Annotated in this window: 27 protein-coding genes and 1 pseudogene; 24 read left to right on the forward strand and 4 right to left on the reverse strand. The window is 67.5% G+C overall.

Annotated features, from left to right (window positions below; translation table 11 throughout):
* A pseudogene (locus AQJ64_RS41130) lies at positions 1 to 255 on the forward strand (NERD domain-containing protein); the annotation flags it as partial.
* A 61-nt stretch (positions 256 to 316) separates the two neighbouring features.
* Here the strand turns inward: AQJ64_RS41130 and AQJ64_RS41135 are convergent.
* Entirely contained in the window at positions 317 to 949 is a 633-nt protein-coding gene (locus AQJ64_RS41135; protein WP_240512578.1) for a hypothetical protein, read from the reverse strand.
* Between the two features lie 545 nt (positions 950 to 1,494).
* Here AQJ64_RS41135 and AQJ64_RS41140 point away from each other — a divergent pair.
* Complete coding sequence (locus AQJ64_RS41140; protein ID WP_055633453.1) at positions 1,495 to 1,956, forward strand: GntR family transcriptional regulator; 462 nt, start codon at positions 1,495 to 1,497, stop codon at positions 1,954 to 1,956.
* Between the two features lies 1 nt (position 1,957).
* Complete coding sequence (locus tag AQJ64_RS41145; RefSeq protein ID WP_055633454.1) at positions 1,958 to 2,524, forward strand: HD domain-containing protein; 567 nt, start codon at positions 1,958 to 1,960, stop codon at positions 2,522 to 2,524.
* Here AQJ64_RS41145 and AQJ64_RS41150 read toward each other — a convergent pair.
* Both AQJ64_RS41150 and AQJ64_RS41155 read right to left on the reverse strand, forming a co-directional pair.
* Positions 2,512 to 2,985, reverse strand: a complete 474-nt coding sequence (locus AQJ64_RS41150; protein WP_055633455.1) for an NUDIX domain-containing protein — start codon at positions 2,983 to 2,985, stop codon at positions 2,512 to 2,514. The genes AQJ64_RS41145 and AQJ64_RS41150 overlap by 13 nt on opposite strands.
* Positions 2,986 to 2,987: 2 nt before the next feature.
* Positions 2,988 to 3,746, reverse strand: a complete 759-nt coding sequence (locus AQJ64_RS41155) for a helix-turn-helix domain-containing protein (RefSeq protein WP_055633456.1) — start codon at positions 3,744 to 3,746, stop codon at positions 2,988 to 2,990.
* 1,414 nt (positions 3,747 to 5,160) lie between these two features.
* Here AQJ64_RS41155 and AQJ64_RS41160 point away from each other — a divergent pair.
* The 13 genes from AQJ64_RS41160 to AQJ64_RS41215 all read left to right on the forward strand — a co-directional run bounded on the left by AQJ64_RS41160 (position 5,161) and on the right by AQJ64_RS41215 (position 16,879).
* Positions 5,161 to 5,418 carry a DUF6284 family protein gene (locus AQJ64_RS41160; protein WP_055633457.1) on the forward strand — a complete coding sequence of 86 codons (258 nt, stop codon included), beginning with the start codon at positions 5,161 to 5,163 and terminating at the stop codon, positions 5,416 to 5,418.
* Positions 5,418 to 5,708, forward strand: coding sequence for a DUF6303 family protein (locus AQJ64_RS41165; RefSeq protein WP_055633458.1), 291 nt, complete (start codon positions 5,418 to 5,420; stop codon positions 5,706 to 5,708). Before AQJ64_RS41160 ends, AQJ64_RS41165 begins: the two co-directional genes overlap by 1 nt.
* On the forward strand, positions 5,705 to 6,712 hold the full coding sequence (locus AQJ64_RS41170) for a hypothetical protein (protein ID WP_055633482.1): 1,008 nt from the start codon (positions 5,705 to 5,707) through the stop codon (positions 6,710 to 6,712). Before AQJ64_RS41165 ends, AQJ64_RS41170 begins: the two co-directional genes overlap by 4 nt.
* On the forward strand, positions 6,712 to 7,095 hold the full coding sequence (locus AQJ64_RS41175; protein ID WP_055633459.1) for an RRQRL motif-containing zinc-binding protein: 384 nt from the start codon (positions 6,712 to 6,714) through the stop codon (positions 7,093 to 7,095). Before AQJ64_RS41170 ends, AQJ64_RS41175 begins: the two co-directional genes overlap by 1 nt.
* 78 nt (positions 7,096 to 7,173) lie before the next feature.
* Positions 7,174 to 8,700: a hypothetical protein gene (locus AQJ64_RS41180; protein WP_055633460.1), complete on the forward strand. Its 1,527-nt coding sequence runs from the start codon at positions 7,174 to 7,176 to the stop codon at positions 8,698 to 8,700.
* Between the two features lie 2 nt (positions 8,701 to 8,702).
* Positions 8,703 to 10,835 (forward strand): hypothetical protein, encoded by a 2,133-nt coding sequence (locus AQJ64_RS41185; RefSeq protein ID WP_055633461.1) that lies wholly within the window; start codon positions 8,703 to 8,705, stop codon positions 10,833 to 10,835.
* A 220-nt stretch (positions 10,836 to 11,055) separates the two neighbouring features.
* Positions 11,056 to 11,364, forward strand: coding sequence for a hypothetical protein (locus AQJ64_RS41190; RefSeq protein ID WP_055633462.1), 309 nt, complete (start codon positions 11,056 to 11,058; stop codon positions 11,362 to 11,364).
* A gap of 24 nt (positions 11,365 to 11,388) precedes the next feature.
* Positions 11,389 to 11,838: a single-stranded DNA-binding protein gene (gene ssb, locus AQJ64_RS41195; RefSeq protein WP_055633463.1), complete on the forward strand. Its 450-nt coding sequence runs from the start codon at positions 11,389 to 11,391 to the stop codon at positions 11,836 to 11,838.
* 91 nt (positions 11,839 to 11,929) lie between these two features.
* A complete protein-coding gene (locus AQJ64_RS41200) occupies positions 11,930 to 12,661 on the forward strand; it encodes a DNA cytosine methyltransferase (protein WP_055633464.1) in 732 nt (243 codons plus the stop codon).
* Positions 12,658 to 13,584 carry a bifunctional DNA primase/polymerase gene (locus tag AQJ64_RS41205; protein WP_055633465.1) on the forward strand — a complete coding sequence of 309 codons (927 nt, stop codon included), beginning with the start codon at positions 12,658 to 12,660 and terminating at the stop codon, positions 13,582 to 13,584. Before AQJ64_RS41200 ends, AQJ64_RS41205 begins: the two co-directional genes overlap by 4 nt.
* A gap of 193 nt (positions 13,585 to 13,777) precedes the next feature.
* Positions 13,778 to 15,025 (forward strand): DUF3631 domain-containing protein, encoded by a 1,248-nt coding sequence (locus tag AQJ64_RS41210; RefSeq protein WP_055633466.1) that lies wholly within the window; start codon positions 13,778 to 13,780, stop codon positions 15,023 to 15,025.
* 190 nt (positions 15,026 to 15,215) lie between these two features.
* Positions 15,216 to 15,410, forward strand: coding sequence for a helix-turn-helix transcriptional regulator (locus AQJ64_RS47195; RefSeq protein WP_079062245.1), 195 nt, complete (start codon positions 15,216 to 15,218; stop codon positions 15,408 to 15,410).
* Positions 15,407 to 16,879: a tyrosine-type recombinase/integrase gene (locus AQJ64_RS41215; RefSeq protein WP_079062246.1), complete on the forward strand. Its 1,473-nt coding sequence runs from the start codon at positions 15,407 to 15,409 to the stop codon at positions 16,877 to 16,879. The genes AQJ64_RS47195 and AQJ64_RS41215 overlap by 4 nt, the downstream gene beginning before the upstream one ends.
* 62 nt (positions 16,880 to 16,941) lie before the next feature.
* Here the strand turns inward: AQJ64_RS41215 and AQJ64_RS41220 are convergent, their stop codons facing one another.
* Positions 16,942 to 18,234: a serine/threonine-protein kinase gene (locus tag AQJ64_RS41220; RefSeq protein WP_055633467.1), complete on the reverse strand. Its 1,293-nt coding sequence runs from the start codon at positions 18,232 to 18,234 to the stop codon at positions 16,942 to 16,944.
* A 503-nt stretch (positions 18,235 to 18,737) separates the two neighbouring features.
* Here AQJ64_RS41220 and AQJ64_RS41225 point away from each other — a divergent pair.
* The 8 genes from AQJ64_RS41225 to AQJ64_RS41250 all read left to right on the forward strand — a co-directional run bounded on the left by AQJ64_RS41225 (position 18,738) and on the right by AQJ64_RS41250 (position 25,783).
* Positions 18,738 to 19,004, forward strand: a complete 267-nt coding sequence (locus AQJ64_RS41225) for a DUF6959 family protein (RefSeq protein ID WP_055633468.1) — start codon at positions 18,738 to 18,740, stop codon at positions 19,002 to 19,004.
* A gap of 1,482 nt (positions 19,005 to 20,486) precedes the next feature.
* Positions 20,487 to 21,176, forward strand: coding sequence for a hypothetical protein (locus tag AQJ64_RS49395; RefSeq protein WP_157880901.1), 690 nt, complete (start codon positions 20,487 to 20,489; stop codon positions 21,174 to 21,176).
* Positions 21,176 to 21,697 carry a hypothetical protein gene (locus tag AQJ64_RS49400; protein ID WP_157880902.1) on the forward strand — a complete coding sequence of 174 codons (522 nt, stop codon included), beginning with the start codon at positions 21,176 to 21,178 and terminating at the stop codon, positions 21,695 to 21,697. The genes AQJ64_RS49395 and AQJ64_RS49400 overlap by 1 nt, the downstream gene beginning before the upstream one ends.
* A 365-nt stretch (positions 21,698 to 22,062) precedes the next feature.
* Positions 22,063 to 22,914 carry a helix-turn-helix domain-containing protein gene (locus tag AQJ64_RS41230; protein WP_079062248.1) on the forward strand — a complete coding sequence of 284 codons (852 nt, stop codon included), beginning with the start codon at positions 22,063 to 22,065 and terminating at the stop codon, positions 22,912 to 22,914.
* A gap of 96 nt (positions 22,915 to 23,010) precedes the next feature.
* Positions 23,011 to 23,412 (forward strand): ATP-binding protein, encoded by a 402-nt coding sequence (locus tag AQJ64_RS41235; protein WP_055633470.1) that lies wholly within the window; start codon positions 23,011 to 23,013, stop codon positions 23,410 to 23,412.
* A 175-nt stretch (positions 23,413 to 23,587) separates the two neighbouring features.
* Positions 23,588 to 24,439 (forward strand): sigma factor-like helix-turn-helix DNA-binding protein, encoded by an 852-nt coding sequence (locus AQJ64_RS41240; protein ID WP_055633471.1) that lies wholly within the window; start codon positions 23,588 to 23,590, stop codon positions 24,437 to 24,439.
* A complete protein-coding gene (locus AQJ64_RS41245; RefSeq protein WP_055633472.1) occupies positions 24,436 to 25,257 on the forward strand; it encodes a hypothetical protein in 822 nt (273 codons plus the stop codon). The genes AQJ64_RS41240 and AQJ64_RS41245 overlap by 4 nt, the downstream gene beginning before the upstream one ends.
* Before the next feature lie 178 nt (positions 25,258 to 25,435).
* Positions 25,436 to 25,783, forward strand: coding sequence for an SCO3933 family regulatory protein (locus tag AQJ64_RS41250; protein ID WP_055633473.1), 348 nt, complete (start codon positions 25,436 to 25,438; stop codon positions 25,781 to 25,783).
* Positions 25,784 to 25,785 lie beyond the last annotated feature (2 nt).

A 25,785-nucleotide genomic window follows, 5' to 3' on the forward strand; every position in this document is an offset into this window, starting at 1 on the left:
GAGGCCAAGCGGGTAGCCCGAGTGCTTGAGCGCTACTGCGGCTTTCCCGTACCAGTGGAGCCGGTGCTCGTTTTCGTGGGCGTGACTGATTTGAAGGTGGTTGCCACGCAGCTCAGCGTGCGCGTGTATCGGGAGCTTGAGGTGGCGGCACTGGCGCCGCTCTCAGGGGTGCTGACAGTCGAGCAGGTCGAGCAGGTGTACGGCGTCGCACGCCATCGCCAGGCTTGGAGCCAGGTCCCGCCGGCGGCGACATGACCTTGCTCGTGTTTCAGGGCTGTGGCGTGATGCCCAGAGGCCTCGTCGTTTCCTTGGCCCGTCAAGCAGGAGGGGTCGCCCGCGCCTGTTCGGAGGAGAGCAGGCGTTCAAGGTTCCTTCGCTCGCCATCGAGCGCGGCGAGTATCCGTGTGCAGGTGCGTTCGAAGTCGGGCTCGACCTCGACACCGAGGTCATGGCGCAGAGTGACCCGCAGCAGATACACCCCGTCGGACATTGGACCGCTGAACCAAGCTTTGGCACGGCTGTACGACTCGTCCGGGTCAGGACTGTTCGGCAACTGCTTGACTACGGAATACCCGACTCCGAGCGCCCTATTGAGGATCGAAACAATCTCGTGGACATACTTCGGCAGCGCCATCTGCGCCGAAGAGTATTGCTCCAACCAAGCGTCCCTGGCGGTGTCAAGGACTGCTGGCTCGACGGTTTCACCACGCTCGGCTGCTCGGACGGAGTCTCGGGCAGCGACCCGGTAAGCGCGAGCCGTGGTGTTCAGACGGGCGTAGAGATCCCGCCTAGCTTCCTGCGCTCGGTCGTGGCGGTCCTCTGCCCGTTCACGATCGGCGCGCTGGTTCTGCTCCCGGGTGACGCGCTGGCTGAGCAGCGCTCCGCCCAGAGTTCCGCCGAGCGTTCCTCCGACACCGATGAGCGCAACTGCAAGCGTGGTCACGTCCACGAGATCCCCCACCTCGTTCGATCAGCTGTCCGCCGCCCGTGGCGGTCGAAGACTGCGCGGCAGCGCCGAGCAACGCTCAGGCTTCCCACCCTCGACGCCATCCACTACCGGGACGACGATAGCGAGCCGCGCGGCTGCTCGACTTCGATGCGCTGCGCCACCTGCGGGAATGCCTCAAGATCCCGTCCACGTCTCGTCCACAGACGCCGACATACGGCCGCTCCGGGCTGCATTTGCCTGCACATACGCCAAGACCCCGTCCTCAGCGAAAGTGCTGGTGGCGGGGTCTTTGGGCACCTCGTGCAAGGTGCCCCCGGCAGGATTCGAACCTGCGCACACGGCTCCGGAGAGCATGCGCATGACGGGCTGTTTAGCCGGTCTGACCTGCTGCTTACCTGAGTCGTGACCCGTCATCCTGCGGGTTCACGCACTCCTCACGCACTCGCGGTTCCGGGCTCGGCGTTTCCGGAGACTACGGACGTCCGTAGTCTCGTGGCAGCCTTGGAGGTCTTGAGGTCACGAAGGAGAGCGGAGAAGGAGAGCGAGTGTCGCAGCAGGCCAACCCTCGGGGAACCTTCCTGAAGATTGCCGACTCTGTGAAGCGGCAGATCGAGGACGACCCGGACATGACGGAGCTACCGTCATTGGCTGAGGTCATGCGCGGCCACAAGGTCTCGCGCGGGGTCGCCCTCCGCGCGTTCGGCGTACTGCGTCAGGAAGGCGTGGCCGAACCGGCGCCGGGCGGGCGGTGGCGCGTCGTGCGCGCGGGTGCGCGAGTCGACCCGCGCCCGCTCGATCAGCGAATCGGGGACATCATCACGGCTGAGGGGCTCGAAGTAGGGGAAGCGTTCCCGAGCGCTTCCGCGCTGGCCGAACGGTTCGGGGTCTCACGTCCCACCGTGGCCAAGGCGTTGGAGAAGTTGGAGACCGCCGGCGTGCTGGCGGGGGGAGGACAAGGCAAGGTGCGGAGGGTCCGCGCCCTGCCGATACGAGAGGAGCGTTCCTAGCTTGCCGAAGTTGACGGAGTGGGCCTATCCCCTGGCTGAGTCCCTGCTCGCCGAACCGCTGCCGCGGCGGTGGAGGCACTGTCTCGGGGTTGCCGAGAGAGCACGCACGATCGCTCTCGTTCTCGACCAGGACGCGGACCTGTTGGAGGCTGCGGCGGTGCTGCACGACATCGGCTACGCGCCGGACCTGGCCAAGACGGGCTTTCACCCGCTGGACGGTGCGCGCTACCTCCGGGATGCGGCTGGCGCCGACGAACGGGTCATCAACCTGGTTGCTCACCACTCCTGCGCCTGGATGGAGGCGGAAGCGCGCGGCATGCGCGAGGAGCTGGAAGGCGAGTTCCCGCGTGCGAGTGCGCACCTGAACGATGCGCTCTGCTACTGCGACATGAACACGACGCCGGACGGCACGCCCACGAACCCGATCGACAGGATCAACGAGATCACCGGACGGTATGGGCCCGACAGCCTGATCGGGAAGTTCATCCGTCGCGCCGAACCCGAGATCCTCGCTTGCACGCATCGAGTCCTCGAACGCGTCGCCGCCGCCAAGCGTCAGCCGATGTAGGGAGCCGTGCGCGTCCGGTCCATGGCGTGCTCGATCCGGAGCCGCATCGTGGGGTGCACGTCCAGCGTCGTCAGGTCCGCGGGGGAGACCCATCGGACCTGAGTCGTCTCGTTGCTCGTGCGGAGTTCGCCGCCGACCGGGCGCGCGCGAAAGCAGATGCTGAACTGTTGACGGACCTCACCGTCGTCGTACTGCATCACGTGCCCCGGGTCCGTGTAGAGCCCGGACACGTCGACAACTTCCGCCTTGATTCCGGTCTCTTCCCAGACTTCGCGCACAACGGTGTCACTGATCGACTCCCCCACGTCGTGGCCACCGCCGGGGAGTGCCCAGCGCCCGTTGTCGGACCGCTGGATCATCAGTACCTGTCCCGAGTCGTTCTGCACGAACGCGACGACGGACGGCACGACCGAGTTGGCCGGCGGGGCGTCAGGGTCGTGCAGGTAGTCAATGCGTCCCATGCTCAGGCTCCTGTGATGTCTCGGTCCGTGACTTGGCGGGCGCCGCCCCAAGTCTGTTCGATGCTATTCGCATAGGTGTCGAACAGGCCGCCGCCCGGCATGCGCCGCAGGTGAAAGACCGGTGCCATGTAGGCGCCGATGCCGTAGACGTGCGGGTTGACGAGCATCTCGTCATCGGACCGGTATATGGAGTTGTAGAGCGTCGTCGCGTGAAGTCGGAAGCCGATTTCAGGGTGGCTCTCGGCAAGGGGGCGATAGTTCACCAGGGCGTTCCGAATCTTGCCGTCCATGATCCGGTGCCCCTCGTCGATGCCACGCTGCCGGACGGCTTCACAGTCCGGGTCGCCGAGCAGGATGCGCACCTGGGTGGACCCTTCTACCTTCCCCTTCAGGAGATCGTGGAACAGCGGATCCTCGGACAGGAACAGCCCCGAGTAGACGAGAACGTCCAGGTTGTTCTGCGCTCGCGCGTAGAGGTCACGCCAGAGGCCGGACGGCACTGTGTGCCGATGCGGATAGACGGCAACGATCTCGGCTTTGGTCAGATCCATCGCGCTGTCGACGGTGCGGCTGTCGTCCCACAGCGTCGTCACGTCTACCTTGAGCGCCGCCGCCGTCGCGTACTGGTGACGCCGGTACGGCACCTTGCCCTGTGTGATCCAGCGTTCGACCGTCTTCGGGTTGACCTCGATCGCTTCGGCGAGGCTCTGCACGGTCATGCCGCAGGCCAGCAGTGCGGACCGTAAACGCTCGTTCGACATCTGCACCCCCGTTGGGACGTCTAGGAACTTCTCGACCGTAGCCAGAAGTCCCGAAGCTGTCCACAGGTGCGGTGACCAACTCCCCTGACCTGCAGCGATTCTGAATGTGCGCCAAGAAGTCCCGGCGCGAAACCAAGAGGTTCCGGCAACGTACTTGACGGACCCTCATGCAGTACCTGTAAAACAGGTACTGCAACAAACGCCCGGAGGGCTCCGAAGGGGGCTCGAAGGAAGCGCATGCGTTGATTGAGAACTCAACAGGGTGTCAAGTTCGACGGGGTGTGAGTCCCCGTCCCCGTGGCGGATGGGTGAAGGCCGCCGGCGGCCACTTCTGTGCGTGTCAGCTCTGGAGAACGTCCCTGGGGATCATCCCTCCATTTCATGGGGGTCAGCTTCCGGAACGCCACCTGGTCACGCCGCCGCCCTGCTGGCGTCAGAGCAGTGACGATGACGCACCCGACTTCCCCCGGCTCGGGGCCGGTGCGCCGTAGCAAACGGCGTACCGGTGAAGCCGGTCGTCCCGACTCACCCCGGAGGTTCCGCGGTGAAGCGACCTATACGGGCACCGCCGCCGTGGACCGGGCGGCGGCGCCCTGACACCGCCCGGTCCGTTCCTGGCCCGCAGCGCACAACGCTGCGGCCGGCTGCCTCTCCCGGCCGTCCGGCGCCACGCACCGCGTGAGCACCGTACGGCCGGGAGCGCGGGGAGCCGGAATCCGCCGACTCCGGATACAGGAGCGGCCCCCCGGGTTGCACCCCGAGGGACCGCGTACAGGCGCCTAGTTGGAGGCAACCTGTGGTGCTCAGTCTGACAGACGAACAGCGTGCCGAGTTGGCACGCAAGAACGCCGAAGCGAACAAGCGCAGCGAGGACAACGCCCGTGCCCGGGGTGGCCGGTGATGGCTGGCTCCGAGCACGAGAAGACGAAGGACCCGCTACCGCAGCGCCCCCGCGGCCCGCACCCCTACCTGTGGTGATCGGCCGCTGAATGATCCGCCCTGAACTGAGCCCGTCAGCCCCGGTATCCAGCCGCGAAGGGCGCCGGATCGAATCCGGCCCGGGGCACTGCACGACTTCAACCGATCGCCCCAACACCGAAGGGACACGCCGTGGACGACATCGACCGGGAGTGGCAGGAAGTCGAACTCGCCGACCTCATAGAAGGCTACGAAGCCATGGACCAGGCCGAATACGCCGAGTTCATGGGTGACCTGCTGGACGACTGACCAACCCGCCCCGGATCCGGCACGACGCTGCCGGATCGAATCCGGCCCGGGGCACCGGCCGCCTCTGTGCGCGGCCCGCCGCACCACCCGGATGCGGCCTCACATTCCTCTCAACGGCGAGCGGCCCCCGGGGTGCCACCCGGGGACCGCGTTCGGGCCGTTTCACCTGTGAAGGAACCCACGACCCATGAACCACATCGTGACTGTTCAGGACGTTGTTACGGCGTTCGCAGACTGGATGGAGCCGACCGACGCCGAGCTGGACGCGATCGAGTCGGAGATGCCGCAGATCCTCGCGGACATCGAGACCCTGGACGACCAGCTCACCCTGCTCGACAGCGCGCCGAGGGAGCTGGACGCGCGGCGCGCGCGTCGCGGCCGGCACCGGACGCTGTCGGAGCGGGCGACGCTCGCCAACCGCGCTGTCTCGGGCGAGGTGGCGTGATGGCGCAGACGTTCACGGCGCAGATGTCCGTGTTCAAGGGACGGTGGCGTCTGTACGTCGTCCTGCTGGACGGCAGCACCACGCGGTGGCCTGAGTTCAGCTTTGACCGGCCGGCTCCGGTGCCGACGTTCACGGAGCGCGTGGACGCGCTCAGCGTCCTCGGCTTCGAGCCGGTCCCGGGCGCTGAGTGGTCGTGGACGGAGGACCGCGAGGACCTGGACGACCCCGCCTCCGCGGTGCTGCTGATCGCCGCCGTTCAGGTGCGTTCATGGACGGGGGCGGGCGCGTGAACGCTGTTCAGATCCGTTCAGCGGAGCGGGCGCTGTCGGTGGGCACGTGGCTGATCGTGTGCGGCGCGATGCTGTACTCGGTCCTCACCGTCACCCCGCTCATGGCCTCGCACACCCCCGCCAAATGGGCGTGGACTGCGCCGATCCTGCCGATCGTGGTCGACGCCGCGGTGGTCATCGTGGTCCGTCTCGACTCCGTCCTCGCCGGTCTGGGCGGGCACGGGGGCCGGTGGCCGGTGGCGCTGCGATGGATGACCGGCATCATGACACTCGCCCTGAACACCGCAGACTCCGCCCTGGTCAAAGACATGGTCGGGGTGGCGGTCCACTCGGTGGCGCCGCTGCTGCTGATCGTCACCGCCGAAACCGGACTCGCCTACCGCCGCGCCATCACCGCCGCCGTCACCGCGCTGGAAGCCCAGCAACGGGCCGACCGCGCAGCAGCCGAGCAAGCGGCCCGCGAGCGGGCGGACGCCGCCCGCCGGCAGGCGCGGGAGGAGCGCGAGCACGCCGCGACGCTGGCGCGTGAACAGCGTGAACACGAAGCCCGGTTGGCCGCCGATGCGGCGGAGCGGGAGGAGCGTCGGCGGCGGGAGGAGCGCGAGGAGCGCACCGCCCGCGAGACGGCGGAGCGGGAGGACCGTGAACGCCGCGAACGCGAGCGTGAACACGGCGAGCGGGAGCGTGAACGCGGTGAACGCGAGGCCGCAGAGCGCGCCGAGAACGAGCGCCGTGAGCAGGCGGAGACGCTCGCCCGTGAACAGCGTGAGCACGAGGAGCGCGTGGAGCGTGATCGCGCCGCGCTGCTGGCGCTCGGACCGGCTACGGAGAAGTTCGCCGAGGACCGGGCCCGCAGGCTCGTGAAGGCGGCGTTCGAGTCGGGCGTGGCGGTGCGGGCGGCGGCGGAGTTGTGCGGCTGGTCGGTCGGGTGGGTTTCCGCCCGCTACGCCGAGCTGCGCGACCCCGGTCACGGTGGCGCTGAACTAGCGATCGCGAGCCGCTGATGCCGACCGCCTACAGCCGCTGTTTCGACCCGAACGGCGCCCGCTACGGCATCCCCACCTACCCGTGGCGCATGGCCCCGGACGGCTACGCCACCCGGCGGCAGCTCCGTGCGTTGGGGCTGCGGCCGGGTGGTCAGCCGGTGGCCGCTCAGTGCATGCGGATCAACCGCCGCGCCGACACGCCCCGAGTCGCCTACCTCTACCTGATCGACCGCGCGAAGCCCGTGCGGCCGATGACGTCGCGGAAGTGGGGCGCGCTCGCGCTCGCGATGCGGGCCCGCTGCACGTGCCCGGCCTGCGGGATCACCTTCAGCTACTGCCTGTCGACCCGGTACGGCATCTGTGGCCTGTGCCTGGCCGCCGAGGAACAGCGCGCCGCCTGAAACCCCATGTCAGCAGGCCCGACCGCAACATTCCCAGGCTCCGGCCGGGCCCTACTCCGGTGAAGGAGTACCAGCAGCATGACGGAAGTCAGCACAGAACCGGTAGCCGTTCAGGCTCCCGCCGCACCGCCCCCGCCCCCGCAGACACCCGCCAAGTCATCGACCGCGGACGCGGTGGAGCACACGCCCGGCGGCTGGCCGGTCGTCCCGCTCGCCCTGTCGGGGGCGAACACGACCGTGGGCATGGTCGCCGCCGCCACCCTGGCCGGCGGCCCGATCGCCGGAGCCGTCGCCGCCACCGGCGCCGTCGTCCTCGGCGTCGCCGCCGCCACCCGCAGCCGCAAGCCCGACCCCCGCCGCGAAGCCCGCCGGACCGCTGCCCGCATCGCGGGCCGCAGTGCGGCATCGCGAGCAGCGGGCCGTACGAGTACGGGCCGGTCGGCCACGGGGTCGGGGCGGGTGCCCGGCCAGTCCCGCCGCGGCGCCTCGCCCACCTCCAGCCGCAGCGCGGCAGGCAGCAAGACCGGCCGGACCGCGACCGGCTCGAAGACCGCACCCCGCGGTTCCGGGTTCGGTGGCAAGGCTGCGGGCCGTGCCGGGCAGGTCCGGGCGCTGCGCGCCGCGCAGCAGGCCGCGGGTGGCTCGCGCGCCGACCGGCGGGCGCAGGCCACGGCCGCGCGCCGTGCGGTCGCCGACGCCCGCCGCACCCCCAACACCCGCGCCGGCAAGCACGGTTCGGCCGCCCGCCGCGGCCCGGTCGGCCGGCTGCTCGGCGGAGCCGCGGGGAAGGCGCGGGCCGCGCAGAAAGCGGCGATCGCCAAGCACCGCAACAGGCGGGACGCCAAGACCGCCGACCAGGTCGCCGCCCAGCGCAGCACGGTCCGCAAGGCACCCGCCCGCCGAGCAGCCCGCAAGGCGCTGCACCGGTCCGCGGCCCGCTTCCACGGGCGTCGGCTGCTGGCCGCGCTGCTCGCCCTGCCGCTCGGTCTGCTCGGGCTGATCACCACATCGCTCGGACGCAAGTTCGATATCCCGTGGCTGATGTACCCCGGCCGCCGCCTGTTCTGGGGCATGGTCCGCACCGCCAAACGGCAGCGCACCGAGCGGGACGAGGAGATCCGCGAGCAGCAGCGCGAGGCGGAGGCCGCCGCCGATGCGGAGGCCACGACGGACGGCACCGAGGGGATCGCCGACCACGTCAAGCGGCCCGCGGAGCGGGTTGCGACCAGCACGAACACCGATGTGAGTGAAGGAGAGCACGTGTCCGGTTTCCGGTTCGAAGATGCCGCCGCCGAGATGGAGCAGTCCGCCAACGCCTACGAGCCCGACAACGCCATGGAGATCCTCGCCATGGTCGAGGGACTCCCGGCCGCGCTGACCAGCGTGGCGAACGTGATGAAGATCCTCGCCGAGCGTTCCGACTCCGAGTTCCCGCTGGAGAAGGAGATCGCGGACGGCTTCAACGACATCTTCGGCGCCGTCATGAGCGCCGTCGCGGTCGCCGAGGACATGGGCCCGCTGTTCCGGCAGGTGCACGAGCAGGACATCGCCCGCCACGAGGACCCCCGCAACGGCACCGAGGCCGAGAAGGGCTGGAACGTCTAACCATGAGCAGCACCGCCACCGCCAAGAAGAAGAGCACCGCCAGGCAGGACGTGGGCAGTGGTCCGGTGCTGGACTGGGCGGCCGGTCACGGACCCGTGACCGGTGCCCTGTCCGCCACCACCGGAGCCTTCGCCGTCGCCACCACCGGCGCCGCTACCCACATGCCGCCCGGCTGGGCGCTCGCCGTCGGCGCCGCCGGCGCCCTCGGTCACACCGTGGCCGGCCTGCGGGTACGCAACGCCGGCCGCACCCTCGCCACTCGCGCCGCCTCCTGGCTGGTCGGGGGCGGCTGGACCACGTGGGCCATGACCCACGGCCCGCTCACCTGGGCCGCCCTCGGCTCCCTCGCCGCCATCGGCGTCGGGATCGGCGCTGCTGCCCGCTCCACCGCCCTGTTCGAGGAAGCCCGCGAGGAGGAAGCGCTCGCCGCGGCCGAGCGGCAGATCGCTGCGGAACTGTCCGCCGAGCGCCGCGCGATCGCCGCGGAATGGGTCGACCGCATCCAGCGCGTCTGCTCGATCACCGTGCGCGTCGTCGGTGTCGAGATGTGGGAGACCGGCGCCGGCTTCTCCCTCGACGCCGAACTCCCGCCCGGCGGCGCCACCTACAGCAAGATCGCCGCCGAGTCGGGCCGACTGTCCGCCGACGCCCGGCTGCCGCACGGCTGCACCGTCGCCGCCTCGCCCGGCATCGACCAGGGCAGGGTCATCATCGACGTGACCACCGTCAACGTCCTCGCCGAAGAGCGCACCTACCCCACCGACTACGCCCCGCTGTCGGTGCTGACCGGGATTCCGTGGGGGTATCGGACGAATGCGGAAGACATCCTGGTCTACCTGCGGGAACAGTGCGCGCTGGTGGTCGGGCCGACCGGGTCGGGCAAGACGAACATGGTCCACACGATCCTGGCCGGGTTCGCGCGCACCGTGGACGTGCTGACGTGGGTGATCGACCTGAACGCGGGTTCCGCCGGTCTGCCGTGGGTGCGGCCCGCGCTCACCGGCCGGCTCACCCGCGAGGACGGCAAGCCCGTGCGGCCCGGTGTCGACTGGCTCGCCGGAACCTACGAGGAAGCCGTGGCCATGCTCGATGCCGCGGTGCGGATCGCCAAGCACCGCAAGACCGCCTATCAAGATCTACTCGCCAGGGCGAACACCGATCTCCTCCCGGTCAGCGCGCAGATCCCTCAGATCATGCTGGTCGTGGACGAGGGGGCGGAGATCCTGGTCAGCACCGACCGGCAGATGCGCAAGCTCGGAGAGAAGATCCTGGAAGTGATCCGGATCGCCCGCGCCATGGGCGTGCGCACCGTGCTGACCGCCCTCGGCGCCACCGGCAGTGTGCTGGGCAATCTGATGATCCGCCGGGAGGGAAAGGTGCGCGTCGCCCTCACCGGCGGCGAGACCGAGGGCATGGATCTGTCGAAGATGTTCCCCGGCGCCCGCGGGCTGCGCGTCGACCAGGCCCCCTACAAGGGCGCAGGGTTCCTCGGCACCCCGGAGTCACCGGCCGCCCTGTTCAAGGCGTGGCGGATCCTCCCGAACCAGATCCGGGAGATCACCGCCGCCACCTCCGACCGGCACCCCGTGCTCGATGCGGTGTCCGCGAAGGCAGCCGGACCGGCCTACGCCCGACGGTGGGACGCCGAGCGCACCGCATGGATGGGCGACCAGCCCGACACCGACACCGGCGACGACTCCGCCACCGGTTCGGGCGGGGGCGGGCTGAACCTGTCCGCCCTGCGCAGCGAGCCGACCCGGCCGGGGTCGGCGGAGGACGAACTCGCCCGCCGCTTCCGCGAGCAGATCGACGCCGAGTTCGCCACCGCCCCCGACCCGGCCCCGCCCGCCGCGGCCGGGGGCGGGCTGAACCTGTCCGCGCTCCGCCGCGAGCCCGAGCAGGACAGTCCCGCGCAGCGCGCCGCGCTCGCACTGCTGCTCGCCGCCGGCACCGACGGCACCGGGGCATCGGCGATCGCCCGCGCGCTCGCCGACGAGCACGGAACGACCCGTCAGACGGTCGTCGGCTGGCTCAAGGACTGGGTCAACGACGGCACCGCCGTACGCGTCGGGGAGGGCACCAAAGCCCGCTACGTCCACCACACCAACGCCCCCGAACAGCCCCCGCAGGACTGATCACTTGTCGCTTGTAGCCCCACCGGAACACATGTCGTCTCCCGGCCCTGTGAGGGTCGGAAACGGTCTTTGACCTGCGAGGCGACAAGCGACAAGACAAGCGACAAGACAAGACAGGCGACAAGCCGCACGACAAGCCACGCGACAAGCACACAGCCACCCGCACGGGCCCGCACCGACCTTCGGCGCGGGCCCGCGGCACACCCCGAGGGGAGCACCGATGCACCAGCCCAACCCGCCCGGCACCATCGCCCAGCACATCCCCGCCGACGTCTACGCCCGCGCGCAGGCCACCGGACAGCCGGTCGTCATCGTCGTCAACGACCACACCGCCGACGGCATCGCGTGGGGGCGGCTGCTCTACCCGTTCGCGATCGCCGGCGCCGTCGCCCTCGGCGGCTGGGGACTGGTCGCCGCCCTGTGCTGGCTCATGGACGTCGCCGCCCACACGGCCACCGTCATCGCGGGCGCCGCCGGACCCGTCGGTGTCGGCGGCATCTCCCTCAAGCTCTTCAACTCCAAGCGCTGACCGACCAAACCAGGAGAGATCCGCATGTCGTTCGGAGAGACCCCGATCACCATCATCGGCAACCTGACCGCCGACCCCGAGCTGAAGTTCACCGAGGGCGGCGCCGCCCTCGCCCGCTTCACCGTCGCCTCCACCCCGCGCACCTTCGACCGGCAGAGCAACCAGTGGAAGGACGGCACGTCCACGTTCTTCCGCTGTGCCGCCTGGCGCCAGCTCGCCGAGCACGTCACCGAGTCCCTCACGAAGGGTTCCCGCGTCGTGCTGTCGGGGCGGATCCGGCAGCACGACTGGAAGACCCCGGAGGGCGAGAACCGCTCGATGCTCGCCGTGGAGGTCGACGAGATCGGCGCGTCCCTGCGCTTCACCACCGTCCAGATCAACGGCAAGCGCCCGGCCGGCAACGGCGCGGCCGGGGACGACCCGTGGGCCACGGCCGGTGGCGCCGCTGGCTCCGACGCCGAACCCCCGTTCTAGCTGCGCCAAGGGCGGCCCCCCACTCACGCCAATGATCGCGGGGCCGCCCTTGTCCAGCCAGTCACCATCAAGGAACTGGAGATCTCCCAGCATGACGCAACCCACCGACATCCGGCGAGTGCCCGGCCGCAGGCCGCGCTTACTTGACCTGTACTCGTGCGCCGGCGCTGCGGGCAAGGGGTTCGAGGACGCGGGGTTCGAGGTGGACGGCTGCGACATCGCCGACCGCCCGAACTACCCCTTCCCCTACCACCGCGGCGACGCCCTCACCTACCTCGCCGCCCTGATCGCCACCGGCGGCATCGAGCAGTACGCGTTCGTGCACGCGTCCCCGCCGTGCCAGGACAAGTGCACGCTGACCGTGGGCACCAACCGATCGCAGGGCTGGGGCGGCACCCACGAGGATCTCGTCGCCCCGACGCGCGCCCTGCTCGAACAGACCGGCCTGCCCTACTCGATCGAGCAGCCCAACGGGCGCGCCGAGATCCGCAAGGACTTGACCTTGTGCGGCGAGATGTTCGGACTCGGCGTCATCCGCCACCGCAACTTCGAGTTGGGCGGCTGGAGCATCGAGCAGCCGGCACACGTCCCTCACCGGGGCCGCGTGCGCGGCTACCGGCACGGTCGTTTCTACGACGGCCCGTACGTCGCCGCCTACGGCAACGGCGGCGGCAAGCCCACCGTCACCGAACTCCAGCAGGCCATGGGGATCACGTGGACCGACGTCCGCGAGGAACTCACCGAGGCCATCCCGCCCGCCTACACCCACTTCATCGGCCATGCCTACCTCGCCACCCTCACCGAGCAGGGGGTGGCCGCGTGAGCGAGCCGGTCACCGTGCCGCTGGAGCACCTGCACCTGTTCGCCGCCGCCCAGCTCTGCGCCGAACGCGGCTGGCCCGTCATCCCCCTGCACCCCCACACCAAACGGCCCGCCGGGCACCCCGAACGGTCCTGCCCTCGTACCGGGCGCTGCGCGGGCGGGCACCGCACCCCCGAGCAGCGCGCCACCACCGACACCGGACTCGTCCAGGTCGCGTGGGCCAACCGGCCGTACAACGTCGGGATCGCCACCGGCCCGGCCGGTCTGCTGGTCGTCGACCTGGACGTGCCCAAGGACGAAGAGCCAGAAGGAGCGCCTGACGGCGCAACTTCTTTCAAGGCGCTCTGCGAGCGCGCCGACCAGCCGTATCCGTACACCTACCAGGTGCGGACGCCCAGCGGAGGACGCCACCTGTACTTCACCGCCCCGCCCGGCGCCCGGCTGAAGTGCAGCGTGAAACGCCTCGCCCCGCGCATCGACACCCGCGCGTGGGGCGGCTACGTCGTCGCCGCAGGCAGCACCACCGAGCAGGGCTACTACGAGGTCGCCGAAGCCGCGCCCGTCGCCCCGCTCCCTTCCTGGCTCGCCGTCCTGCTCGCCGAGCAGGGCAAGCCGGCCGGGCCGCCCGCGTTCACCCCCGTGTTCGACGGCACCAGGGCCGCCAACACCGCGCTCCACCGCGAATGCATGGTCATCCGTGCGGCCTGTGAGGGCGGCCCGTCCGGGCGGAACAACACGCTGCACAAGAGCACGTGCAAGGTGGCCCGGTTCGTCGCCTGGGGCCACATCCCGCGCGCGACGGTCGAAGAAGCAATCCAGGCGGCGGGGGAGTCGACCGGACTGCCGGCGGCCGAGTGCCGCACCACCATCCGCAGCGCCATGGACTGGATCCTCGCCCACGCCACCCCCAGGGAGAGCGTGTGACCACCACCCGCTCCCCCCTCCTGGATTGCCTCTCCGCCGCCCTGTACGGGCCGCAGGACGCCCCGCACACCCGGCCCGCAACGAGCAGGGGCGGCCGAAGGAAGACCGCCCGTCAGGGCGTCCTTTCAGCCCTTCACCACACCGCTCACCGCACCCCGTGCTCGCCTCTCAACTCCGAAGGGAGGAACGCCGCATGACCGCGACCAGCCCGACCGCCCACCCCATCGACGGGGCCGCGCTGCTGGACGAGGTGGAGGCATTCCACCGCCGCTTCAACGTCTTCCCCACCGAAGCCGCCTACATCGCCGTGACCCTCTGGGACGCGCACGCGCACCTCATGGACGCCTTGGACGGTACGGCCCGCCTGGCGTTCCTGTCCCCCGAGCCGGGCTCGGGGAAGTCACGGGCGCTGGAAATCGTGGAGACACTCACGCCGAACGCCGCGCTTACCGTCAATGCCTCCGCCAACGCGTTGTTCCGGTTGGTCGAAGCCACCCCCGGCCTGCCGACCCTGCTGTTTGACGAGATCGACACCGTGTTCGGCCCCAAGGCCGGCGGCAACGAGGAGGTCCGCGGGTTCCTGAACTCCGGATACCGGCGCGGCGCATCGTCGTTGCGCTGCGTGGGTGACGGCTCCAACCAGAACGCCGGGTTCTTTCCCTCGTTCTGCGCGGTGGCCATCGCCGGGCTCGGCTCCCTGCCGGACACCATCCTGACCCGCTCGGTCATCATCCGGATGCGCAAGCGTGCGCCGAACGAGAAGGTGGAGCCCTACCGCCGGCGCATCCACGAGAAGCACGGCCACGCCCTGCGTGACCGGCTCGCCAAGTGGGCCGACACCGTGCGGGACGCCGTGGCCGAAGCCTGGCCCGAGATGCCCGAGGGCGTCACAGACCGGCCCGCCGACGTGTGGGAACCGCTGCTCGCCGTCGCCGACGCGGCTGGCGGACACTGGCCCGAGCAGGCCCGCGCTGCCTGCCTGGAATTCGTCAACGCTGGCCGTGACGACGGCGAAGCCTCCCTCGGGATCCGTCTGCTGACCGACCTGCGTGACAAGGTGTTCCGCGGCGCTGACCGCATGCCCACCGCCGTCATCCTCGAAATCCTGCTCAAGCTGGACGACGCCCCGTGGGCCGACGTGGACGACAAGCCCCTCAACGCCCGGATCCTGTCCAAGTTGCTCGGGCAGTACGTCACCCCCGGCAACAAGCCGATCAAGCCGCGTGGCATCCGTACCCCGTCCGGCTTCCCCAAGGGCTACTACGCGGAAGACCTCACGGACGCCTGGACCCGGTACTGCCCTGCGCCCCCCGGAGAATCCGCCACGTCCGCCACGTCCGCCACACCGCAGGTCAACGGGGGTGAATCCGTGGCGGATACCGCCACGGAGATCCGCCACACGGTCGCGGAAACCGCCACACAGCCCACCCTCACCGGCTGACCGACCGGGCGCCTTCGGTGCCGCCACGCCCGCCCGGTGTGGCGGCATCTACCCGCCACAAAACCGCTCTCCGCCACACGATCAAGGCCCTGACCTGCGATGTGGCGGCGTGGCGGACGTGGCGGATCCCTGAGGAGGGGCGAGTGTCCCTCCTCTTGCTCCACTCAACAACAGAAGAGAGGACGGCGGCATGAGCGCCCGTGTGGCGGACGAGAAGATGACCATCAAGGAAGTCATTGCCGATTTGAAGGTCCCCTCGTCGACCTTTTACCGGTGGCGTCAACTCGGAAAAGGACCCCGAGCAATCAAACTCCCGAACGGCGACGTTCGGATTCGGCGGTCTGAGTACGAGCGTTGGCTTGCGGAGCGGGAGGACGCTGCGTGAGCAACAGCACGACCGGTGCAACTCAGGGCGTTCACGGAAGTGGGCGCCCTGAGGGCAACAAGGAACGCGTTTTCTCCAATGATGTCCGTGTGTGGAGCGTCTGCAAGGTGAGAAGCAAGAGCGCTCCGTATCAACTCCGCTGGATCGTGGCGGGGAACGTTTCCTATGCGTCGTTCGCCAGTTCCGCACTTGCCGACAACCGCCGTTCGGAGTTGCGGCAAGCCGTACGGAGAGGCGAAGCGTTCGATGTGGAATCAGGTCTCCCTGAATCGGAGATCCGGCAGGCGGAAGCTGCGGCAGTTGCTGCGTTGGCGGAGAAAAAGAAGGACCCCACTTGGTGGGAGTTCTCGCGGGAGTTCATGAAGCGTCGTTGGCGCACTGCGGCGGCGAAGACGAGAGAAGGGTTCGCCGACAGCCTTGCGGCCGCTGCTTTGGGCATGATGGGGGAGGGGTCCGACGCTCCGGAACTCCGCATGGTACGGCGGGCTGTGAGGTGGGCCGTCGTGCCGACGCACGAGAAGGAGGAGCCTCCGCCAGATCTGGAGAAAGCCTGTGCATGGCTCGCCGAAAACTCCCTCCCACTGTCCGCGCTTAGGCAGTCCGGAATCGCTGAGGACGTGCATTACCGGCTGGCCTACAAGCTAGATGGCAAGCTGTCAGCAAAGGACACGTACAAGCGTCGCCGACGATGCTTCAACTCCGCTATGGCGTATGCGATTCAGAAAGGGTACGTGGACGAAAACCCGATCGCGAGATTGGATCGGCCCGCTACTGCTGCGAGCGGTCCGATTGATCCCCGCGTACTCATGAACGCTACACAGGGGCGAGAGTTCCTGACGGCCGTTTCGTACGTGGGGTCTGTGCACCGCAATCGGGGGCGGAGGCTGGTTGGCTTCTTCGGCTGCATTCTGTATGCCGCGATGCGACCGGCAGAGGTCGTAGGCCTCAAAGAAGCCGACTGCTATTTGCCCGAGATAGGATGGGGTGTCCTCACTCTTCGGGAAACGCGCCCTGTGTCCGGGAAGAAGTGGACTGATTCCGGCGAGCGGCACGACCGACGCGGGCTGAAGATGCGGGACCCCGAGACGGACCGCCCGGTACCCATTCCTCCCGTTCTCGTGGCCATGCTCAGGGCTCACCTGAAGGAGTTCGGCACTGCCGCGGACGGCCGGCTGTTCCAGAACGAGCGGGGCGGTCTCGTGGGCACATCCAGCTACTGGCGTGTGTGGCAGGAAGCGCGGCCGATCGCGTTCCCGCCGCACAAGGTCGTGTCGCCGTTGGCGCAGAAGCCCTACGACGGGCGCGCCACCTGCATCACGGATTGGCTCCGCTCCGGGCTCCCCGTGGCGGAGGTGGCCCGCCGCGCGGGCACGTCACCGGAGGTCATCGACCGGCACTATGCGGGCTGTCTTGACAACAGCGAGGAGGAGAACAACAGGAAGATCGAAAAGGCTATGGGGTGGGGGTGAGGCAACCGCCTAGCCTCTCGGGTGAGTTGCGGGGACTCCAGCCAAGCTCGAATCCCCGCATCCTAGTCCAGTGCGCGGAGGATTACGCGGGGAAGTGAATAGTTCCTCAGATATGATCCCATGAAATTGGCGCTTCCCGGGTCCTCGCGGAGTATGTCCGCTACATGGGAGATGTCTTCGGGGGCAGTGAGGCGTGATACTTCGCGTGCGAAAACCTCGCCGACGTAGTATCTATGGTGACTGGCTCCGACGATCATGATGCGTTTTAGGCTTAGATGCCGAACCGGCCTGCTGTGTTTGGCTGCAACCAAGACCCGCGCGAAGAAGTCGGCAATGTCATCCGCGTAAGCAAATGGGTGCCCACCCTCGGAATATTCGTCATAGACGCGCACCATGCGTTCGAAATCAAGGGGGTGGTCCGCCGCCATCTGTGTAAGAAGCACTTGCGGCAAGGAGGGTGTGAATTCCTTGATGAAGACCTCGTCGTCTGCTGAGTCAAGTAGCAGTCGGAGGAGGGCGTCAATGGACTCCGTGTCGCCGTCGAGTGCCCTCGCTTTCAGCTCGTTCGCTTGCACGGTGGGAGAAGCTAGCTCGGCTTGCGGCGCAGTGATCAGTTCCAGTTCATGCCGGAACTCGGCTACTGATTGATATCGATCGGCTGGTTCTTCGGCAACGCATCGGCTGACGAGATAGCGGAACTTTACGTCAAGCTTTCCTATGCGCGCACGAGGGAAAGGGATCTCGCCTGTGAGACAGTGGTACATAATCTGCCCCATCGAATAGATGTCGGCGGTTTCGTCTACCTCGTGAGCGTTGTCGAACTGCTCCGGCGCCATATATGCGAACGAGCCGATCGCGCTGTTCGCCTGAGTGATGGTTGTGCTCTCGGAGGTGACCTGTCGGCACAGACCGAAGTCTGAAATGACCCAGCGCCCGTCCAGGGAGAGTAGATTGGCCGGCTTCAAATCCCGGTGTAGAACCCCCTGCTCGTGAGCGTGCTCAAGGGCGTACAAAACCTCTATGGTGATTCCTATGGCCTCACTCTCGGGAAGTGGGCCATATTTCAGGAGATCCTGAAGTGATCCCTGAGCTAGAGGCATGACGAAGAACGGGTTTTCTCGCTTCAAGTTCATCGCAATGATGGGCATAATGCCGGGGTGTTTTAGTGAGGATTGGTAGCGGGCTTCTCGCTCGAAGCGTCTCCGATCCTCGGACCCTGATGACATGTCAAGGGTGTCGAGTGGGAACTTCATGACGACGGCGTCATCGGTTTCGAGGTTGATGGCTCGCCAGACGGCTCCGTACCCGCCGCCCGGTAGCTGCTCGATCCTCTTGAACCTGCCTCGACCTGCCACGTGCCCCTCCCGTCTGGACGACCTTCGGGAGTGTAGAACTTCGTGTGCCCGCCACGAGGGCCTCTTGCGATAGTGCCCCTGGGGTCCACCAGGGAGCGGAAGTGGCTCACGCACTCCTCACGCACAACCAGTGAGAGAGAGTGAGAAAGGGCGGGAGTCAGTGAGACTGACTCCCGCCCTTTTCTGTAGGCATCCGCCCTGGTCAGACCATGGTTTCGGGTTTCTGACCGGCGAGTGCCCCCGGCAGGATTCGAACCTGCGCACACGGCTCCGGAGGCCCTTTGAGTACCGGGCAACACAGCAGGTCACGGCCCTGCACGTGGTCGATCGGGCGGGACGAGTCCACGGATAGGCCACTGTCTGCTGAGCACCGCTCCAGGAGTTCGATCGAGCGGCTCTCCTGGGGCCCTCGCAGTCCTACCGGCATAGCGTGTGTGATTGCTCAAGGCCGCTTGCGTCCAAGGTCGTTGATGTCAGTTGGTGATGTCAGGTTGGATGGTCCGATGAAGCGCATTGAGGCCGAGCTGTTCACAGATGGCGGCAACGACGCCGTGGTTCGCATGCCCGGCAGACAGTTCCCCGGGGTCCTGGTGCAGGGCGACTCCCTTCACATCCTCCGCAGCGCCGTGGCCGAGGTGGTGGAGGCGTGCGAGCGAGGCGACCTGGTGGAAGCTCGGGACTCCGCCGGCCTTCTTCTGGCGGACCTGGATGCTCTGTTGATGCGGTACGAGGCTGCGTTGGGCGAGCACGAGATTCCGCGGCCGTACTGAGCTGTCGGGCCATCAGCTTGGGAAGCTGCGGGCATTTGGGGCTGGATTGGGTGCTGACCTGGGCGAACAGCGTGGCCGCTACTCCGTCGGCCTCGGCTGCTTTCACCGTGGTTCCCCGCTGTTCCCCGCTCGATCTGGTGCGCTTGTGGTGCGGCCGTCGTCACCCGCGTTGGAACCTGGTGTCATCGGAACACGCAGACCACGCGCCCGTAGTCTTTGATCTGCTGCTGTTGTTCGTCTGGGTGAGGCGCGTGCTCGTCGTCTCCGCACCTGAGGACTGTTCCGTCGTCTCCTCCAAACACGGAGACAACGCCTCCGTGATGGCTACAAGCTCCTTGCCGGCCGATAGAGTCTGATGGCCACCCGTCGGCGCACTCGTAGCCCTGATACGTCCACTGAACTGGCGTGTACGTGGCGGACGGTGTGCCAGAACTGACGGGCGGATCCTCGTCATCATCGTTCCACCCACTGAGTTGGGCTGTGACCGGGAGGACGACGAAGATCCCCACGCCTATAAGACCTGCCAGGGAGTAGGCCACCACCCGAGCAACCCGCCACGCGCGGCTCTCGACGAGCCTTTGCAGGAGACTACGCACGGAAGACTTCTAGCGCAGCAAAGGGCTGCGGCGAGCTTCTTCGCCGACATTGGCGGCAATTTCTCAGAGCTTCACGCGGCTGCTGCAGGTTGTGGTGTCTAGCACTCCCACACCCCAACAGGCGGGAGCGTCGGCCGTCGACTATGGCCGACGCCACACCGGCTCAGATTTTTTATCTGGCCTCATCCTCATCAGGTCGGTGATGGATGGCCGGGCACCTCGGGCAACCGGCCGTGGTCCTCGGAGGACCGTCCGCCGAGGTTCGGCGCTGACCGCCGCTGTCCGGGGCTGTTGGTGTCAGGTGGTGGCGTCACCCGCCATGAGCGGCCTTGACAGCTTCACCACCCACCCTCGCAGGCTGCGGCGCGGTCATCACCCCAGAGGTCGATCCGGGGCCGCGTCTGTACCTCAGCCGACGAAAGTCAGCCACGACGGCGGGTGCGCCGACCGACCAGGCGCGCGTGTGTCTCGCTGCACCCCCACCAGCCTCAGCCACGCTGTCGGTGTCGTCGACCAGAGAGACCCACACCGGCCCGACCGTGGAGGTGACTCGCATTGCCCGCCACGACTGTCAGATTGGGAAGCTTGGACTCTGCAGAAGTGCCAGCCAGCCTGACCTGCGGTGGAGCGGTGGCAGCGCTCCATGGCCACGGGCCGCGCGTTCCCTCGCCTTCCAGTGATGCGGAATTCTTCAACAAACGCATCCTGTCTGTTGCCAGATGGTGCTGCGTCTCGCTTTTTGTCGACGCTTGATCCTCTCATTACCTACTGACGACTAAGAACCTCAGCCTTCGCTCAATTCGGAAAAAGTTGCTTGACCTGGCGAAGTGCCGTGGACAAGTGTTCTAGTCATGTCAGCTCCCACGGGGGGAGAGGCAGTGAAGGGATGGACATGCACCTCGATGTAAAGCGTGTTGCAGCTTCGACCACTGCAGCACTGCTCGTCGTGCTGGGAGCGGGGAGCGGCATCGCTGCTGCTGACGACGTACCCACTGACAGTAGCGTTGTGATCCACACGGAACCGCCGCAGGAGACCGACCCGGCTGACACGGGCCTCGTAGACGTGCCTGCAGATCAGGTGGGCGTGGAGCCTGACATCCCGGGCAGTGGTGACACTGGTTCCGGTAACCATCCCGGCAGCGAATACTGCGACCGGCAGACTGTCTACACCCCGACATATAAGGGCGGAGATCATCACAAAGGGATTGGCGCGCAGCAAGCTAACACGAACAACACCAGTCACACTGCCAAGTCGACCTTCACGGCGGAAGTCTCCGGCACTGTCGGGGTGACGTTCAGCGGAACTCTGTCCACAAGCGTCGACGTGATGATCGCCAAGATCGAGACCAAGTACGACGTGAGCTTGTCCGCGTCACTGACGGCGAGGCTGGGCAACTCCATTTCCGTCGACACCCCGCCACACAAAATCACTCACGCCACATACGGGGTGTACCGATTGCGGAATCAGGGAAAGAGCTACGTCATCTACAGCAACTGCCAGACCTCAGCAAAGAGCACTGTCACGAGCTACACGCCCCACTACGTCGGCTGGTATATCTGGGAGAAGAACGCGTGATGGTGATCACTGTGCGATCCGTGGGCCTGACCGGTTGCGTGCTTGCCGTCGCTCTGGCGGCAGTGGGCTGTGGATCCAATGACCACAACAGCTCTTCGTCGGGCCGGACAGGCCATGCTGTAAGTTCACCGTCCACCAAGGCGACCACTGTCGCGACCAATGACCCTCATGCACCTTCGGTCGAGAAGGCCCCGAACATCGGGTCAGATGGCATCACACCGTTGACGCACGATGCCACACTCAAAGGCAAGGCCGTCTACCCGATCCCTGGCGGAATCAAGGCAGGCAAAACCCTCGCGATCGCGATCAACTGTCAGGGGCCTGGGAAACTCACTGTCCAGGTGCGACCGACCGGGGTCTCCTTTCCCCTTCTTTGCGAAAAGGGGAAGGTGCTGCCCACCATGAACGAAATTCACATGAGCAAGAATCGATCCACGAGCTCGTTGGAATTCACCGCAGAGCCCAATGTCAGTTGGTCTTTTGCGGTGGGATGGGACCCCCATCCGCCTGAACAAGGGTAAGCCCGTGATGGGCCTGTAGGGAATCGGAAAGGCACGTCGAACGGCTTTGGGGCGGAAAGTTGCTTTGGCGCGAGCGATCATGGCTCCGTAAAACCGTGGAGCCGACCGCCTCAGCCACGACGCACGCCTTCTCTGGCATCCTGTGGCATCAGCCGGCTGCATGCTGTGTGCGCGGTACGGGCGCCGGCCGGGCTGGAGCGGGACGGAGGCAGGAGCGCAGGCCCGGCCGGGGGCCGGGCCGCGCGCGGGGAGCGGAGCGAGACGCCTTGAACCAGTAGAGAAAGTTTGAATCATGGGCTGGGTGGTTCATGATCATCTAGGTCTCGTGCCTGGTGTCGGCTGCCTCGTGGTGTAGAACCCTGGATATGGGGAGTGAGCGGCGGGAGCGGATGAAGGCGCTTGGTGCGCGTCTTCGTGAACTGCGTTCGGATGCCGGTCTGACGGGTGCCGTGGTGGCACAGCGGGCCGGTGTAGGGCAACCGACCGTGTCCAAAGTCGAGAACGGCCGGATGATCCCCAGCGCCGACGTCTTGGGCCGCTTGTCACGTGCTCTCGGCCTCGACGAGGTGACCTCGCACGAGCTGCGCGACCTCCTGGCCGCTGTTGAAGCCGCTACGGACACTATTGAAGCGCTCGGGGACTTGGCCTCGGTCGGGGTGGTTCTCGATGACGTGGTGCGGTCTGCGCGCCTGATCCGCTCGTTCCAATGCGTCGTTCTGCCGGCCATGCTCCAGAGCGCGGAGTACGCCCGGCACGTCTTCGACAGTGCTCCGAACGCTTCCCCTGAGGCTGTCGGCCGTGCTGTCGCCGCCCGTGTGGAGCGGCAGAGTTTGTTGTACGAGCCGGGGCGGGAGTCGGTGTTCGTGCTCACGGAGGGTGTGTTGCGTACCTGGCCGGGGAGTCCTGCGCTGATGCTCGCCCAGCTTGACCGGCTGCTGGCTGTCGAGAGTCTGAGCACGGTACAGCTCGGCGTCATTCCGTGGCGTCGGCCTGTGCCGGTCATGCCCCGTCATGGGTTCACCCTGTGCGATCAGGGGCCGGTCGTCGTCGAGAGCTTCCGGGGTGAGCGGGTCGTGGACGACTCCGCCGAAGTTGCCGCGTACGAGGAGATGTTCGGGCGCTTCGAGAGTGCCGCGGTCTTTGGGTCTGAGGTGCGGGAACTGCTGCTCCACGTGATGGCGGACTTCCGGGACCTGGACGCTCCCGCCACCCGATAGAGGAATAATTCCTCAAGATGCCTGGCTCGTTGGATGCATGCCGGAATACTCTACTCACTGCAACGTCTAGCCCCCTAGACGCAGAGGAGTGTTCCCATGCCCAAAGACTGGGCCCGCATGTTTCCCGGCCATGCCTGGCAGGTGGCCGAAGCGCGCCACTTCGTTGCCTCTCTGCTGGAGGGTGAAGCCTCCGACCTCGTGAATGACGCCGTCCTGGTCGTCGGCGAGCTGGCGGCCAATGCCGTCCGGCATACCCGTAGCGGCTGGTACCGGGGATGGTTCCTCGTGGTTATCGGCTTCACCGACGACTTCATCCGCATTCAGGTCGTCGACCAGGGCAGCGACGACGAACCCATGGTGCGGAGCGTGAACAGTCCGGCGGACCAGGGCGGCCGTGGGCTGATGATGGTCTCGGCCTGCGCCAAGGGCTGGGGCGTGAAGGACCGGCCTGCTGGCGGGCGCTGCGTCTGGGCAGACCTCGCACGGGTGAGCGGGTGATGGTCTGGCTCGCGATGATGGCGTGCGCCTGCCTCGCGGGTAGTCGAGGGTGAGCCCCAAAGGTGTGCCCCGGCGCAGGGCTGCGTTCCACGTGATTGGGGTTCATTCTGGACGCCGTCTCGCGCCCGTTCTGTCTAGGGCCCTAGACTCCTGGTTACTTCTAGGAGGTGTGGTTATGTCGGACGAGTTGCAACGGATCATGGCGATCGATGATCCGTACCTGCTCCTGCGTGAGGTCACGGCCCGTTTGGCCGACGCGCAGCAGGAGGTGACCGAACTCGCCCGGCTCCGCCGCCGCGTCGTTCAGGACCTGCACGCGCAAGGGCTGTCGTACGCGCAGATCGCGGAAAAGGCCGGCCTGAGCCGCGGGCGGATTCATCAGATCCGGCACACAGGACCGGCGCCTGAGGGTGCTTTCCTCGGCGCTGGAGCGGTCACGATCGTCACCCCGTTGCGGTGGGACGGTGAGAAGAAGCGCCCGGTGGTCGCCATGGCCGACATGAACTCCGGGAAGCGGCTCGAAGAGCTGGCCAAGTCGTATGGGCTCGACGTCAGCTCCGGTCACGTGCAGGTGAGCGGTGAGGTCGACCTCAACCGTGACGGTCTGGTCGTCGTGTGTGGGCCCGGTATGTCTCAAGCCATGAGCGATCTGTACGCCCAGGATCCTGTACTCGGCTGGGAGCACCCGGACGGTGAGCCGTGGGCGCTGGTAGACCGTCGCACCGGCACCTCGTACCGCGCGGGAGCGGACACCGAGCCGTACCGCCCGCACGACGTCGGATACCTCGGCCGGCTGCCCCGCCCGGACGGGAACGGCTCGGTGCTCGCCATCGCGGGCATCCACACAGCGGGGTCCCTTGGCGTCGTTCACCTGCTCGCCTCGGATCTCAACGCGCTCTGGGGCCAAGTGGGCGAGCGTCATTTCTCGACGCTGGTCAGCGTCGAATACGACCCCGAGACCGACGAACCACAATCCGTCGAGCTGCTCACCCCGCTCTACCTGCACGACGAGGAGACGACGGCGTGAACGTCGTCCTCGACTCACAGCCCGCCGGACCGGGACGGGAGAACGAGGACTTCGCCGCCGCTGCTCCCACTGCGGCCGTCCTCCTCGACGGGGCCGGCGTGGCCGGGGCCGAGACCGGATGCGTGCACGGCATCGCATGGTTCTCCTCGACGCTGGGCGGGCTGCTGCTGGGCACCATCAGCGCGCAGCCCGCCCGGCCGCTTGCCGCCTGCCTGGCCGACTCGATCCAGGCTGTCCGCTCCCTGCATGAGGACACCTGCGACCTGGCTTATCGAGCCAGTCCGACCAGCACAGTCCTGGCCGTACGCGCCACTGCGGGAGCTCTGGAATACCTCGTCCTCGGCGACTCAACGATGCTGCTCGCCGACACGGACGGGAAGGCGACCGCGATCACGGATCAGCGCCTGGACGACGTCGGCAAACGGCTACGCGGGCCGGTCGACGCGCTTCCCACCGGCTCACCCCAACACGCCGCCGCCCTGGCCGAGTACCGCGACGCGCTGACAGGACTGCGTAACCGGCCTGGTGGCTTCTGGATCGCCGGGCCGGATCCGCACGCGGCCGAACACGCTCTCACGGGGGCCGTGCCGCTGACGTCGCTGGCGTCCGTGTCCCTGCTGAGCGACGGCGCGACGAGACTTGTCGACTCCTTCGAACTCTCCACCTGGCCAGAGACGTTGGCTCTCCTCAGTGCGGCCGGGCCTGCCGAGTTGATCCGTCGCGTACGGGAGATCGAGGCCGGCGACTTCGAGGGGCGACGCTGGCCACGGGGTAAGGCGCACGACGACGCCACGGCCTTGCACTGGGTTCTGCCGTAGCGGCTTCACGTCTTCGGCGACACGCACGTATACCCCCCTAGACAGTTCACGGTCGGCGGTCTACTGTTGTCGTCAACCCCCCTAGACAGTTAGGGCGGGCGGCCTCCCTTGCTGTCTAGGGGGGTATCCAGATTGCATCGGTGCTCACCAGGGCGCCGCCAACAGTGAGGTTCAAGAAATGCGTGTCATCCCCGTGGACGCCTCGGCCGCAACGCTCCTCGTCACGAAGCTGCCCGAGGTCAAGGTGAGGGACCGCCAGACCGGTGAGATCGCCGTGGACCCGGTGACCAACCAGCGGCTCATGGTGCTGGAGGTCGTGTTCATCGCGCAGGGCGGTTCGGACATGATCAAGGTGACCGTTCCGGAGCAGGGCATCGGTGAGGGCCTGGTGATGGGAGCTCCGGTCGTCCTGTCCGGGCTCGTCGCCCGGCCGTGGGAGAGCGAGTTCGGCGGCCGGATGCGGCACGGCATCGCCTACCGGGCGGATGCCGTCATGGTCAACGCGCCGGCGCCGGTGCGGGGCTGATC

Source organism: Streptomyces griseoruber (assembly GCF_001514205.1).
GTDB lineage: Bacteria > Actinomycetota > Actinomycetes > Streptomycetales > Streptomycetaceae > Streptomyces > Streptomyces griseoruber.